Raw genomic sequence first — 13,310 nt, forward strand, 5'->3', positions numbered from 1 at the left:
GCTCATTGCCAGCCCCGCAGCGCGACGCGCGCGTTGTAGAAGTTCATCGCGGCCGAGATGGCCAGCGACAGCAGCAGGTAGACGAGCATCACGACCGCGATGCACTCGAAGGCGCGGCCGGTGGCGTTGAGCGAGGTGTTGGCCACCGACACCAGCTCCGGGTAGCCGACCGCCACCGCCAGCGAGGAGTTCTTGGTCAGGCTCAGCAGCTGGTTGGTCAGCGAAGGAACGATCACGCGCAGCGCCTGCGGCAGCACCACGATGCGCAGCTGCTGGCCGGACGACAGGCCCAGCGCCTGCGCCGCGAGCTTCTGCCCGGACGACACCGAAGCGATGCCCGCGCGCACGATCTCGGCCACGAAGGCCGCGGTGTAGAGCGCCAGCGCGCCCACTACCGCCAGGTACTCGGGGCTCAGCGCGGCGCCGCCCGTGACGTTGAAGCCGCCTTGCTCGGGCCAATCGAGCCCGCTGGGCCAGAACGCGCCCGGCTCGCGCAGCGGCCAGGGCATCGCCAGCCCGCCCTTGCTGAGCCAGACGCCCGGCAGCAGTTCGATGGCTTCCATCGAATCCGGCAGCAACTGGGTCAGCGCGAAGTACAGCATCAGCATCTGCACCAGCAGCGGCACGTTGCGCACGGTGTCGACGTAGACCGCGCACAGCCCGCGCAGCAGCGCATGCGGCGCCAGCCGGCCGATGCCCAGCAGCGTGCCGAAGGCCACCGCGATCAGCGCGGCCGGCACGGCGGCGCGCACGGTGTTGATCAGGCCCGCGAGGAAGGCGCGCCAGAAGGGCTGGCCCGAATCGAAATCCAGCCAGCCTTCGGAGATCTCGAAGCCGGCCGACTGCAGCAGGAAGTCGAAGCCCGAACGCACGCCGCGCGCACGCAGGGTTTCGAGCGCATGGTGCACGAGCCAGAAGGCGCCGCCCGCCACCGCGGCGATCAGCAGGACCTGCAAGGCGCGCCCGCGCCAGACGGCACGGCGCGACGCACGGCTCGATCCAGGCGAAGATGTCCTCATGTCAACGGATGCCTCATGCCAGAGACACCGCGGAACCGGCTTTGCCGGGCCGCGGGTGTCGCCCCCGGAAGGGGGAAGGCGAAGCGACACGCAGTGCGCGAGCCCTCGGGGGCGAGCCCATCAGCGGACCGGCAGCGCGTACAGCAGCCCGCCCTTGTTCCAGAGGTTGTTGGCACCGCGCGGCAGCTTCAGCACCGACTTCGGGCCGACGTTGCGCTCGAAGATCTCGCCGTAGTTGCCCACGGCCTTGATCGCGCGGTAGGACCAGTCCTTGTCCAGGCCCAGCAGCTTGCCCAGGTCGTCGCCGGTGCCGACGAGGCGCTGCTGCGCCGGGTCCTTGCTGTTGCTCTTGAGTTCGTCGATGTTGGCCTGCGTGATGCCGGCCTCCTCGGCCTCGATCAGCGCGTTGGGCACCCATTTCACGATCGCGAACCACTCGTCGTCGCCGCGGCGCACCAGCGGCGCCAGTGGTTCCTTGGAGATCAGCTCGGGCAGGATGAGGTAGTCGTCGGGGTTCGGCGCTTCCTTGTTGCGCAGGCCGGCCAGCGCCGAGGTGTCGGTGGTGAAGGCCTGGCAGCGGCCCGCGAAGAAGGCCTTGAACGAGGCTTCGAAGCTCTCGAACACGACCGTCTTGACCGGGATGCCCTGGGCCTTCGACCAGTCGGCCACGTTCTTCTCGTTGGTGGTGCCCGACTGGGTGCAGATGGTCGCGCCCTTGAGCTGCTTGGCGCTCGTGACCTTGATCTTCTTGGGCACCAGGAAGCCCTGGCCGTCGTAGTAGTTGATGGTGGTGAAGTGGAAGCCCAGCGAGGCATCGCGCGTGAGGTTCCAGGTGGTGTTGCGCGCCAGGATGTCGACCTCGCCGGCCTGCAGCGCGGAGAAGCGCTGCTGCGAATTCAGCGGCACGAACTCGACCTTCTTCGCATCACCGAGCACGGCGGCCGCCACGGCACGGCAGGTGTCGACGTCCAGGCCCGACCAGTTGCCCTGGGTGTCGGGGGCGGAGAAGCCGGCCACGCCGTTGGTCACGCCGCACTTGACGCTGCCCCGCTGCTTGACGGTGTCGAGCACCTTGCCGGCGAAGGCGGGCGCGGCGCTGGCCAGGGCCAGGGTGGCGGCCAGGGTGGCCAGGACGGGGCGGAACGTTCGGTTCATGGGCATGGATTCCTCAAAAGACGGCCCGCGCAGTTTACGGGGCGGCCGGGGTCCTTGCAGCAGCGGGGCGGCACACCCCACACACGCTGGCGGCACGCAGCAACTCAAATTGGCCCACAATGCGGCCCTCTTGGCCTGAAAGGACTTTCGACATGACCCGTTCCGACGACACCGGAAAACTCGTCCTGCGCCTGGCGCTGGGCATCCTGATCCTGCTGCACGGCATTTCCAAGCTCAGCACGGGCGTCAGCGGCGTGGGCGGCATGCTGGCCTCGCACGGACTGCCGTCCGCGCTGGCCTATCTGGTCTATGTCGGAGAGATCGTCGCGCCCGCGCTGGTGATCATCGGCCTCTACACGCGGCCGGCCGCGCTGATCATCGTGATCAACATGCTGGTGGCGCTCTGGCTGGTGCACACGGCCGACCTGTTCGCGCTCGGTAAGAGCGGCGGCTGGGCGCTCGAGCTGCAGGGCATGTTCCTGTTCGGCGCGGTCGCGGTGGCCCTGCTGGGCGCAGGCCGCCTGAGCGTGGGCGGCGTCAGCGGCAAGTACAACTGAGCGGGACGCGGGTCTCGTTCAGTCGTCGTCCGACGCGTCGAGGCCCGGGAACAGCACTTCGGTGAAGCCGAAGCGCGTGAAGTCGCGCACCCGCATCGGGTAGAGCTTGCCCAGCAGGTGATCGACCTCGTGCTGCACCACGCGTGCATGGAAGCCGCTCACGCTGCGGTCGATCGGATCGCCGTAGAGGTCGAAGCCGGTGTAGCGGATGTTCGCGAAGCGCGGCACCACGCCGCGCAGGCCGGGCACCGACAGGCAGCCTTCCCAGCCCTCTTCCTCTTCGTCGCCCAGCGGCGTGATCACCGGGTTGAGCAGCACGGTGCGAGGCACGATGGGCGCATCGGGATAACGGGGATTCGGCTCGCCCGAGCCGAAGATCACGATCTGCTGGTCGATCCCGATCTGCGGCGCGGCCAGGCCGGCCCCGTTGACCGCATGCATGGTCTCGAACATGTCGCGCACCAGCAGGTGCAGTTCGTCGGTGTCGAAGGCTGCCACGGGCTGAGCGACGCGCAAGAGACGCGGGTCGCCCATCTTCAGGATGTCTCGAACGGTCACGGTCGGTCGCTGCGCCTTCGCTCAAACTTCAGTTGACGTACTGGCCGTTGGGTTGCACCGGCGACGGCGAACCCGGAGCGACCTGCGGGAAGGCCTGCGACGGAGCCGGGCGGCCAGGACGAACAACGTTCGGCTCGGGCCGGGGCGGCCGTTGAGGCCGAATCTGCTGTTGTTGCTGCGGGCGGTTGTAGCCCGGCCGGCCATCACGCCCGTCCCAATCGCGGCGGTCGTCGCGGCGATAATCCGGGCGACGATAGTAGCCGCCGTTCACATAAACCGGCGGCTGCTGGATGATGACCGGGGCCGTGCCGGGGTAGTAGCCGCCTTCATAGGCGTTGTATCCGCCGCCGTAGCCATAGCCACCGCTGCTGTAGCCACCCGTGCTGTAGCCGCCGCCGTCGTAATAGGTGCCCGCGGGATAGGCCGCGCATCCGGCCAGCACCACCACGGCCCCAAGACCCAGGCCCATGGCCAACCGACGCAAGTTCATCTTCATAGCGATCTCCTTCTTTCAACGCCATTCGGCGCCAGAAATACATTCCGCTGACGTCCCTCAGGCAAACACAGGTAACACCGCGTAAGGCCGCCACGCAAAAATCGTCGAAGCCGCGCAACCTTCACGAAAGAGGAGCCTCCTGCGCGAGCAGTTCCAGCATGCCCCCTTCATCGATCACCGCCACCCCCAACAAGTTCGCTTTGTCGAGCTTGCTGCCGGCTTCGGCGCCGGCCACCAGGTAGTCGGTCTTCTTGCTGACCGAGCCGGCCACCTTGGCGCCGGCCGCCTCCAGTTTGTCCTTCGCCTCGTCGCGCGACAGCGTAGGCAATGTACCGGTGATCACGAAGGTCTTGCCCGCGAGCGGCTTGAGCGCGCGCGGCGCGGGCTCGCCCTCCTCCCAGTGCACGCCGCTGGCGCGCAACTGCTCGACCACCTCGCGGTTGTGCGGCTGGTCGAAGAAGGTGCGCAGGCTGGTCGCGACCACCGGCCCCACGTCGGCCACCTCAAGCAGCCGTTCCTCGCTCGCGTCCATGATCGCGTCGAGCTGGCCGAAGTGGCGCGCCAGTTCCTTGGCCGTGCTCTCGCCGATGTGGCGGATGCCCAGGCCGAACAGGAAGCGCGGCAGCGTGGTCTTCTTCGAGGCCTCGAGCGCCGCAATCAGGTTGCTGGCCGACTTGTCGGCCATGCGCTCGAGCCCGGCAAGCGTGACGAAGCCCAGCTTGTAGAGGTCGGGCAAGGTGCGGATCAGCTGCGCGTCGACCAGCTGCTCGACCAGCTTGTCGCCCAGGCCCTCGATGTCGAGCGCGCGGCGCGCGGCGAAATGCAGGATCGCCTCCTTGCGTTGGGCGGCGCAGAACAGGCCGCCGGTGCAGCGGTAGTCGACCTCTTCCTCCTCGCGCACCGCATCGGAGCCGCAGACCGGGCAGTGGCGGGGCATGGTGAACAGCGCGCCGCGCTGCTCCGCCGGCTTGGCGGCGCTCTCGGGCGTGACGCCCACCACCTCGGGGATCACGTCGCCGGCGCGCCGCACGATCACCGTGTCGCCCACGCGCACGTCCTTGCGGCGCGCCTCGTCCTCGTTGTGCAGCGTCGCGTTGGTCACGGTCACGCCGCCGACGAACACCGGCGCCAGCTTGGCCACCGGCGTGAGCTTGCCGGTGCGGCCCACCTGCACCTCGATCGCCAGCACCTCGGTCAACTGCTCCTGCGCCGGGTACTTGTGGGCCACGGCCCAGCGCGGCTCGCGCGAGACGAAGCCCAGCTGCCGTTGCAGCGCGATGCTGTCGACCTTGTAGACCACGCCGTCGATGTCGTAGGGCAAGGCGTCGCGCGTGCGGCCGGTGAGTTCATGGAAGGTCACCAGCGCCTCGGCGCCGCTGGCGCGCGCGGTCTGCATCGCGACCGGGAAGCCCCAGGCGCGGAACTGCTCGAGCCAGTCGAACTGCGTCGGGCAGTCGGGCCCGCCCTGCTCGGGCGTCGACACCTCGCCCAGGCCGTAGGCGAAGAAGCTCAGCGGCCGCTCGCGCGCGATCGCGGGATCGAGCTGGCGCACCGCGCCCGCCGCGGCGTTGCGCGGGTTGACGAAGACCTTCTCGTTCTTCTGCCCGGCCGCGATGCGCTCGCGCTGGCGTTCGTTGAGCGCCTCGAAGTCGTCGCGCCGCATGTAGACCTCGCCGCGCACCTCGACCACCGGCGGCGGCGCGTCGCCGTGCAGGCGCAGCGGGATCTGCGCGATGGTGCGGATGTTCTGCGTGACCTCCTCGCCGATCTCGCCGTCGCCGCGCGTGGCAGCCTGCACCAGCACGCCGTGCTCGTAGCGCAGGTTCATCGCCAGGCCGTCGAACTTGAGCTCGCAGACATAGGCCACCGGCGGCGCGTCCTCGGCCAGGCCCAGTTCCTTGCGCACCCGCGCATCGAAGGCGCTCGCGCCGCCGGCCGTGATGTCGGTCTCGGTGCGGATCGACAGCATCGGCACCCGATGGCGCACCTTGACGAAGCCGTCGAGCACCTGGCCGCCCACGCGCTGGGTGGGCGAATCGGCGGTGCGCAGTTCGGGGTGCTCGGCCTCGAGGGCCTGCAGGCGCTGGAACAGCTTGTCGTACTCGGCGTCCGGCAGCGTCGGCGCATCGAGCACGTAGTAGAGATGGGCGTGGTGGCGAAGCGTTTCGCTCAACGCGGCGGCTTCGCGCGCGGCATTTTCGTCAGGGGCAGTCATGGCAACAGGAGGGCGCGGTCAATCGGGAACGGGCACACCGCGCGCCGGCGTGGGCCGACCGCGGCAGTCACGGGAGGCGAAGCGACAGGACATGTGCGCGACGCCGGGAAAATCGTCTAGCTGAACAGCCGCCGCGCCAGCGCCGAGCCCGCGCCCAGCTCGCGCGAGTCGAGCATGTCGTAGAGCTCCTCGAGGTCGGCGCCGATCACGTCCATGGTCTCGTCGCGCAGCAGCTGGCCGTCGCCGTCGGTCACGACGCCGTCCATCTCGCGCGCCAGCGTGGCGGCCGACTCGCGCATGCGCACGAAGGGGCGCTCGGCGCGGTCGACCTGCGGCACATCGAGGCTCAGCGTGAGCTCGCGGATCGCCGACTGCGCCGGGTCGTCGGCCAGCGCGGCCTGGGTGTCGAAGGACAGGCCGATGATCGGCGGCAGCCCGGCCTCGCCGGCCGGCAGCACCATGCGGCCCGGGATCAGCCCGGCCACGAAACCCAGCCGCGCGGCGTTCTGCTGCACATAGCCGGGGCTCCAGGCCGCATGGCGCGCGCGCAGCACGAAGCCCAGCTGCGCATCGTGCGCGCTGGCGAACTGGTCGAGCTCGCGGGCGCGTGCGACCTCGTCGAGCATCTCGGGAAACTCGGGCGCGCCGTTGAGGGCGTCGGCGAAGGCCTGGGCCTTGACCACGAACTCCGAGTACTCGATCTCGTTGAGCGCGCCGGTGCGGTTCGCCAGCTGCACGCCGACCTGGAAGGCGCCGTAGCGCTGGCCCGCCACCGGCGGCTCCCATTCGCCGTTGTGCTCGTTGAGGCCTTCGATCGCGACCGGCTTGCTGCCCGCGCGGCGCGTGGCCGGCATGGCGGCGATGGCCGCATCGCCCGAGACCAGTCCGTCGAGCGAGACCGGCGCGATCACGTCGATCAGCGGGTCGAGCCCGCCGCGGCGGTCGGCCGTGGGGATCGGCAGCGCCGTGGGCGCGGGCAGGTCGGGGTCGAACAAGGGCTCGTGGCGCTCGTTGCCCGGCACGGGGTGCGGGTCGACGTGCAGCGTGGGCCCGTCGTCGGTGCGCTCGCCGGAAGACGCGGGGTCGAGCCCGGTGGGCGGCGGCGCGTCGGGCTGGCGCGGTGCATTGCGGCGCGAGGACCAGGTGTTGAAGGCCACCAGGCCGGCGAGAACGAGTCCGCCCAGGATGGCGAGGGCGACGGTGAGGCTGCTCATGTGGTGCGGGACCCGATCAGGCTTCGATCATGGATGCGGCGGACTCCATGTCCACCGCCACGATGCGCGACACGCCCTGCTCCTGCATGGTCACGCCGATCAGCTGTTCGGCCATCTCCATCGCGATCTTGTTGTGGCTGATGAAAAGGAACTGCGTGCTCTTGCTCATGGCGGACACCAGTTTGGCATAGCGTTCGGTGTTGGCGTCGTCCAGCGGCGCGTCCACTTCGTCCAGCAGGCAGAAGGGCGCAGGGTTCAGCTGGAAGATCGCGAACACCAGCGCGATGGCGGTGAGCGCCTTCTCGCCGCCGGACAGCAGGTGGATGGTCTGGTTCTTCTTGCCGGGCGGCTGCGCCAGCACCTGCACGCCGGCGTCGAGGATCTCGTCGCCGGTCATCACCAGGCGCGCGTTGCCGCCGCCGAACAGCTCGGGGAACATGCGGCTGAAGTGCTCGTTGACGATCTTGAAGGTGCCGCCCAGCAGCTCGCGGGTCTCGCCGTCGATCTTGCGGATCGCGTCTTCCAGCGTGCCGATGGCCTCGTTCAGGTCGGCCGACTGCGCGTCGAGGAAGGTCTTGCGTTCGCTGGCCATGGCCAGTTCGTCGAGTGCCGCCAGGTTGACCGCGCCCAGCGCCGCCACCTCGCGGTGCAGCCGGTCGATCTCTCCCTGCAGGCCGGTCAGGCGCACCTTGTCGGTCTCGATCGACAGCGCGATCGCCTCCAGGTCGGCCTGGGCGTCGGCCAGCAAGGTGGCGTACTGCTCGAAGCCCAGGCGCGCGGCCTGTTCCTTGAGCTGGAATTCGGTGATGCGCTGGCGCAGCGGATCGAGCTCGCGCTCGAGCTGCAGCCGGCGCTCGTCGCTGGCGCGCAGCTTGAGCGTGAGGTCGTCGTACTGGCTGCGCGAGGCGCCCAGCGCGGTCTCGCGCTCGAGCTTGAGCGACAGCGCATCCTGCAGGCCGGCCTGCGCGGCCGCATCCGACAGCCGGCCGAGCTCGGCCTGGGCGCGTTCCTGCTCGTCGGCCAGCGCCACGGTCTGCTGCGCGGCGGTCTCGATCGCGCGGCTCAGTTCGCCGCGGCGGGCGTCGACGCTGCGCTGCGTGAAGGTGGCTTCCTGGGCCTGGCGTTCCAGGCTGCGGTGCTGGTCGCGGCTGGCGGCCAGCGCGCGGCCGGCCTCGATCACGCGCTCGTCGAGCTGGGCATGGCGCTCCTGGCTGTCGGCCAGCTGCATGTCGAGTTCCTCGAAGCGGCCTTCGGCGGCCACGCGGCGTTCCTGCAGGTCTTCCAGCTGCGCATCGACTTCGCCGAGGTCGGCCGCGAGCTGTTCGCTGCGCGCGCGGGTCTGCTCGGCCAGCTGCGTGAGGCGCAGCGTCTCGACCTGCAGCTCGTGCGCGCGCGATTGCGTCTCGCCGGCTTCGCGGCGCGCCGTGACCAGGCGCTGCGCGGCGTCGGCGTACGCCGCCTCGGCGCGCACCAGCGCGGTCCGCGCCTCTTCGCTCAGCAGCGTCTGGGCGCGCAGCTGGCGGTCGAGGTTCTCGATCTCCTGCTGGCGGCCCAGCAGGCCGGCCTGCTCGGAATCCTGCGCGTAGAAGCTCGCGCTGTGCGCCGTGACCGCATGGCCGCTCTGCACGAAGATCGCCTCGCCGGGCTGGAGCTGGCCGCGCTGGGCCAGGGCCTCCTCGAAGCTGGCCGCGGTGTAGCAGCCGTGCAGCCAGTCGACCAGCAGCGCCTGCAGGCCGGCGTCGTTGACGCGCAGCAGGTCCGACAGGCGCGGCAGCGTCCCGCCACCGGGCGGCAGGCCGGCCGCGGGCGGGCTGTAGAAGGACAGCTTGGCGGGCGGCGCGTCGCCACCGAAGGCACGCACCATGTCCAGCCGCGAGACCTCCAGCGCGCCCAGGCGCTCGCGCAGCGCGGACTCGAGCGCGTTCTCCCAGCCCTGTTCGATGTGGATGCGGCTCCACAGGCCCTGCAGCCCGTCGAGGCCGTGCTTGGCCAGCCAGGGCGCGAGCTTGCCGTCGGTCTTGACCTTCTCCTGCAGCGCCTTGAGCGCCTCGAGCCGGGCCGACAGGTCGGCATGGCGCGCCACCTCGGTGTTGACGGCCTGCTGGCGCGTGCGGCGGTCGTCGTCGAGCTGCGGCACGGCTTCCTGCAGGTCCTGCAGGCGGGCGTCGGCCTCGGCCGCCGCTTCCTGGGCGGCCGCGAACTGGAACTGCAGGTCCTGCAGCTTCTCCTCGTCGGGCGCGGCCAGCGCCTGCTTGTCGGTGCGCAGGCGTTCGCTGCGCAGGGTGAGCTGGCGGCTCTGTTCCTCGATGTTGCGCTGGTCGGCGGCCAGCACCTGGATCTGCTGCTGCACCTGCACCACCGCCGCGCGCTGCGCATTGGCCTCGTTCTGGGCGCGCTGCTGTGCATCTTCCAGCTCGGGCATGCGCGCGTCGTGTTCCTCGAGCTGCGCGGCCAGCAGTTCGGCCTGCTCCTCGGCATCGACGCCCTGCCCGGCCAGCGTCTCGATCTCGACCTCGGCCTGTTCGCGCCGGCCGCTCCACTGGCCGATCTGTTCGCGCAGCTGGATCAGGCGCTGCTCGACCCGCTGGCGGCCCTCGACCACGAAGCGGATCTCGCCCTCGAGCCGGCCGACTTCGGCGCTGGCCTCGTAGAGCTTGCCCTGCGCCTGGTTGACATGGTCGCCGGCCGCGTAATGCGCCTGGCGCACGGTCTCGAGCTCGGACTCGATGCGCCGCAGGTCGGCGGTGCGCGACTCCAGGTCGTTGAGCGCGCGGTCGGCGTCGGCCTTGATCTTGGCCTGGTCGGCCTCGCTCTCGGTGCGCTTGAGGAACCACAGCTGGTGCTGCTTGCGCGTGGCGTCGGCCGTGAGCGCGTTGTAGCGCGCCGCCACCTCGGCCTGCTTCTCGAGCCGCTCGAGGTTGGTGTTGAGCTCGCGCAGGATGTCCTCGACGCGCGTCAGGTTCTCGCGGGTGTCGCCCAGCCGGTTCTCGGTCTCGCGGCGGCGTTCCTTGTACTTGGACACGCCCGCGGCCTCTTCCAGGAACAGGCGCAGTTCCTCGGGCTTGGACTCGATGATCCGGCTGATCGTGCCCTGGCCGATGATGGCGTAGGCGCGCGGGCCCAGGCCGGTGCCGAGGAACACGTCCTGCACGTCGCGCCGGCGCACCGGCTGGTTGTTGATGTAGTAGCTGCTGGTGCCGTCGCGCGTGAGCACGCGCCGCACCGCGATCTCGGCGAACTGCGCCCACTGGCCGCCCGCGCGGTGGTCGGCGTTGTCGAACACCAGCTCCACGCTCGAACGGCTGGCCTGCTTGCGGGTGGTCGTGCCGTTGAAGATCACGTCCTGCATCGACTCGCCGCGCAGCTCCGAGGCGCGCGACTCGCCCAGCACCCAGCGCACCGCATCCATGATGTTCGATTTGCCGCAGCCGTTCGGCCCGACCACACCGACCAGTTGGCCCGGCAGCAGGAAGTTGGTGGGCTCGGCGAAGGACTTGAAGCCGGAAAGCTTGATGGAATTGAGACGCACGAGGGGTCGTTCCAACCTGGCCCGAAAGCCAAGGTGTTGATTTGTAAGGAAAAATGCACAGCCGGCCGGCTGCCGCCCGAGGCCGCGATGATAACGTGCACACCATGCGCGATTCCCTCTTTCCCCGAGCCCGCGAACACCGCGCTTTCACGCCTCGCCGCACCCGGATCCTCGTCGCGGCCGCGCTGGCGTTCGGGCTGGCCGGCTGTGCCGCCACCCGCGACACCGAACGGGCCCAGAACTACGACAGCCGGGAGTGGTGGCAATCGGGCGCCAACCGGATCGCGAACCTGGCGCTGCGCGACAACCTGCAGTCGATCCGACGGGTGCAGCTCTCGCTCTACCGCCGCAATCCGCGCGAATGGCGCAAGTGGGCCACCAGCCCCGAAGACGCGACCGAGCGCACCTGGAACGCGGTCATGCAGGGCGTGCCGCTGGCGGCGCTGCGCGGCACCCACGGCATCGATGCGGTGCGCCTGGCCTTCGACGCCGGCCCGCCGCCCTATGCCGGCGACCGCGTCGCCGCCCTGGTCTACGGCTGGGCCACCATGCTCAAGCAGGCCAACGGCGACACCTGGGAGCAGACGATGATCGACGGCGTGAATGCCGAGAACAGCTACCGCGCCGCGCGCAACATGGAGATCTCGCTGTGGCTGATCGGCTCCAGGACCGGCCCCGACGGCCAACCGCTGCTGCTGGCCACGGAGGTCAGCGAGCGCGGCCGCAACCTGCTGGTGGACCGCGAGCTGTCGAAGGTCGTGGCGCGGCTGGACCTGCTGGCCGCACAGGCCGACGAGAAGTACCGCCGCGCGGCCCTCGATTTCGCCCAGGGCTGGCTCATGGGCAGCCTCGGCCCCTTCCTGTCGATGGCCAAGCAATAGGAAACATATTTCCTTTTTCCTCGAAAAAGGTATTATGTTTCCATGGACAAGAAGGCCCTCATCGTGCAGCTGGCGGCCCGGCGCGAGGCGCTCGGGCTCACGCTCGACCAGGTCGCGCAGCGCTCGGGCCTGACCGAGCGCTCGGTGCGCAACGCGCTGGGCCCGCAGGCCAATCCCCAGCTCTCGTCGCTGCTGGCGCTGGCCGATGCGCTCGAGCTGGAACTCCACCTCACGCCGCGCGGCTTCGGCGCCCCCGCCGGCGCGGCCGACGATCCGGCCTACCGGCCGGTGGCCACGCGCGTGGGCGCCGCGGTGGCCCCGCAGGGCAAGCCCCCCGCGTCCGCCTCATGAACGTCAAGATCCTCGAGATCGCGCTCGGCGGCCGGCCCTTCGGCCAGCTGTTCCAGTACGCCGACCTGTGCCGCTTCGTGGCCGACCCGGCGCTGATCGCGGCGCCGCCGGCCGAGGTGCTGTCGCTGTCGATGGTGGCGGCCGATGCCTCGGCGCAGTCGGCGCTCTGGAGCGACGTCAAGAACCCGCTGTTCAACGCCCAGGGCGGCAAGCTGCCGCCCTACTTCCAGAACCTGCTGCCCGAAGGTGTGCTGCGCACCCACATCGCGCAGTTGCGCGGCTGCCGCGAGGACGACCATTTCGAGCTGCTCGCGGCCTGCGGCGGCGACCTGCCGGGCGCGGTCAGCGCGCGCCCGACCACGGTCGACCGCGCCACGCTGCAGCGCCTGATCACCCAGGACCAGGACGCGCTGGAGATGTCGGTGGTCGAGCTGCCGCTGCCGCAGGGCATCTCGGTCTCGGGCGTGCAGCCCAAGCTGGGGCTGCGGCGCCAGGGCGGGCGCTACGTGGCGCGCACCCGCGCGGGCAAGAGCACCCGCGTGATCGCCAAGCTGCCGGTGGCGGGCCGGCCGCACATGCCGCAACTGGAGATGCTCTCGCTCGAGATGGCGCGCGCCGCCGGGGTCGAGGTCTGCCATGCCGAACTCGCGCCGCTGGCCGCGATCCAGGCCGAGCACAGCTACGCGCTGCCCGACGAGCCGGACTTCCTGGCCGTCACGCGCTTCGACCGCGACGGCGCGAAGCGCATCCACTTCGAGGACTTCGCCCAGGTGCTGGCGATCGACCCGCAGCACAAGTACGGCGCCAGCTACCTCGACATGGCGCTGGCGATGCAGGCCTTCCCCTCGCTGGGCGAGGACGCGGTGCTCGAGCTGCTGCGCCGGCTGGTGGTGAACGACCTGCTGGGCAACCCCGATGCCCACCTGAAGAACTTCGGCCTGCTCTACCCCGACGGCCGCACGCCGCGCTTCGCGCCGGCCTACGACATCGTGGCCTATGCCGCGATGCAGGGCGTCGAAGGCCACGGCCTGCCGCTGATGCCGGCCGCACCCAACGCGCGCACCCCGGCGGCGCGCAGCGCGCTGTTCACCCCCACGCGCATGCGCGCCTTCTGCTTCGCCGCCGGCCTGCACGAGCCGCGGGTGCGCCGCGCCATCGCCGACACGGCACGCGCCGCGCGCGCCGCCTGGCCGGCGATGATCGAGACCGCCACGCTGCCCGCGCCCTGGAAGGCAAGGCTCGCGGCCCGCCTGCGCGACCACGGCCTGCTCCAGGGCCTGGCGCGACGTGGCACCTAAAATGCTTCACCGGTTCTTCCCGTTCCTCATCCCCCTT

Annotated in this window: 11 protein-coding genes; 4 read left to right on the plus strand and 7 right to left on the minus strand. The window is 70.3% G+C overall.

The annotated features are described in order from the left end of the window. Positions 1 to 2: 2 nt before the first annotated feature. Both QTI20_RS17255 and QTI20_RS17260 read right to left on the minus strand, forming a co-directional pair. On the minus strand, positions 3 to 1,019 hold the full coding sequence (locus QTI20_RS17255) for an amino acid ABC transporter permease (RefSeq protein WP_286552629.1): 1,017 nt from the start codon (positions 1,017 to 1,019) through the stop codon (positions 3 to 5). A gap of 120 nt (positions 1,020 to 1,139) precedes the next feature. Continuing rightward, positions 1,140 to 2,174: an amino acid ABC transporter substrate-binding protein gene (locus tag QTI20_RS17260; RefSeq protein WP_286552632.1), complete on the minus strand. Its 1,035-nt coding sequence runs from the start codon at positions 2,172 to 2,174 to the stop codon at positions 1,140 to 1,142. A 152-nt stretch (positions 2,175 to 2,326) separates the two neighbouring features. On the opposite strand from QTI20_RS17260, the gene QTI20_RS17265 reads away from it, so the two are divergent. Then, on the plus strand, positions 2,327 to 2,731 hold the full coding sequence (locus QTI20_RS17265; protein WP_286552634.1) for a DoxX family protein: 405 nt from the start codon (positions 2,327 to 2,329) through the stop codon (positions 2,729 to 2,731). A gap of 18 nt (positions 2,732 to 2,749) precedes the next feature. On the opposite strand, the gene def is transcribed toward QTI20_RS17265, so the two are convergent. The 5 genes from def to smc all read right to left on the minus strand — a co-directional run bounded on the left by def (position 2,750) and on the right by smc (position 10,743). Then, positions 2,750 to 3,289, minus strand: a complete 540-nt coding sequence (def, locus tag QTI20_RS17270; protein WP_286552635.1) for a peptide deformylase — start codon at positions 3,287 to 3,289, stop codon at positions 2,750 to 2,752. Positions 3,290 to 3,317: 28 nt separating this feature from the next. Then, complete coding sequence (locus QTI20_RS17275; RefSeq protein WP_286552637.1) at positions 3,318 to 3,785, minus strand: hypothetical protein; 468 nt, start codon at positions 3,783 to 3,785, stop codon at positions 3,318 to 3,320. A 121-nt stretch (positions 3,786 to 3,906) separates the two neighbouring features. Next, on the minus strand, positions 3,907 to 6,000 hold the full coding sequence (gene ligA, locus QTI20_RS17280; protein ID WP_286552639.1) for an NAD-dependent DNA ligase LigA: 2,094 nt from the start codon (positions 5,998 to 6,000) through the stop codon (positions 3,907 to 3,909). Between the two features lie 116 nt (positions 6,001 to 6,116). Continuing rightward, positions 6,117 to 7,214 (minus strand): cell division protein ZipA C-terminal FtsZ-binding domain-containing protein, encoded by a 1,098-nt coding sequence (locus QTI20_RS17285; protein ID WP_286552640.1) that lies wholly within the window; start codon positions 7,212 to 7,214, stop codon positions 6,117 to 6,119. Positions 7,215 to 7,230: 16 nt separating this feature from the next. Then, entirely contained in the window at positions 7,231 to 10,743 is a 3,513-nt protein-coding gene (gene smc / locus QTI20_RS17290) for a chromosome segregation protein SMC (RefSeq protein WP_286552641.1), read from the minus strand. A 104-nt stretch (positions 10,744 to 10,847) separates the two neighbouring features. On the opposite strand from smc, the gene QTI20_RS17295 reads away from it, so the two are divergent. From QTI20_RS17295 to QTI20_RS17305, 3 genes are read left to right on the plus strand one after another with little or no spacing between them, the layout of a single operon-like run. Beyond that, complete coding sequence (locus QTI20_RS17295) at positions 10,848 to 11,624, plus strand: hypothetical protein (RefSeq protein WP_286552643.1); 777 nt, start codon at positions 10,848 to 10,850, stop codon at positions 11,622 to 11,624. 42 nt (positions 11,625 to 11,666) lie between these two features. Beyond that, positions 11,667 to 11,975 carry a helix-turn-helix domain-containing protein gene (locus tag QTI20_RS17300; RefSeq protein ID WP_286552644.1) on the plus strand — a complete coding sequence of 103 codons (309 nt, stop codon included), beginning with the start codon at positions 11,667 to 11,669 and terminating at the stop codon, positions 11,973 to 11,975. Next, positions 11,972 to 13,273 (plus strand): type II toxin-antitoxin system HipA family toxin, encoded by a 1,302-nt coding sequence (locus QTI20_RS17305; protein WP_286552645.1) that lies wholly within the window; start codon positions 11,972 to 11,974, stop codon positions 13,271 to 13,273. The genes QTI20_RS17300 and QTI20_RS17305 overlap by 4 nt, the downstream gene beginning before the upstream one ends. Positions 13,274 to 13,310 lie beyond the last annotated feature (37 nt).

Origin of the sequence: Variovorax sp. J2P1-31 (genome assembly GCF_030317215.1) — a bacterium.
Classification (GTDB): domain Bacteria; phylum Pseudomonadota; class Gammaproteobacteria; order Burkholderiales; family Burkholderiaceae_C; genus Variovorax.

Coding starts and splice junctions, on each gene's coding strand:
- QTI20_RS17255 (WP_286552629.1), bottom strand. CDS start 1,019: ATGAGGACATCTTCGCCTGGATCGAGCCGTGCGTCGCGCCGTGCCGTC.
- QTI20_RS17260 (WP_286552632.1), bottom strand. CDS start 2,174: ATGAACCGAACGTTCCGCCCCGTCCTGGCCACCCTGGCCGCCACCCTG.
- QTI20_RS17265 (WP_286552634.1), top strand. CDS start 2,327: ATGACCCGTTCCGACGACACCGGAAAACTCGTCCTGCGCCTGGCGCTG.
- QTI20_RS17275 (WP_286552637.1), bottom strand. CDS start 3,785: ATGAAGATGAACTTGCGTCGGTTGGCCATGGGCCTGGGTCTTGGGGCC.
- ligA (WP_286552639.1), bottom strand. CDS start 6,000: ATGACTGCCCCTGACGAAAATGCCGCGCGCGAAGCCGCCGCGTTGAGC.
- QTI20_RS17285 (WP_286552640.1), bottom strand. CDS start 7,214: ATGAGCAGCCTCACCGTCGCCCTCGCCATCCTGGGCGGACTCGTTCTC.
- QTI20_RS17295 (WP_286552643.1), top strand. CDS start 10,848: ATGCGCGATTCCCTCTTTCCCCGAGCCCGCGAACACCGCGCTTTCACG.
- QTI20_RS17300 (WP_286552644.1), top strand. CDS start 11,667: ATGGACAAGAAGGCCCTCATCGTGCAGCTGGCGGCCCGGCGCGAGGCG.
- QTI20_RS17305 (WP_286552645.1), top strand. CDS start 11,972: ATGAACGTCAAGATCCTCGAGATCGCGCTCGGCGGCCGGCCCTTCGGC.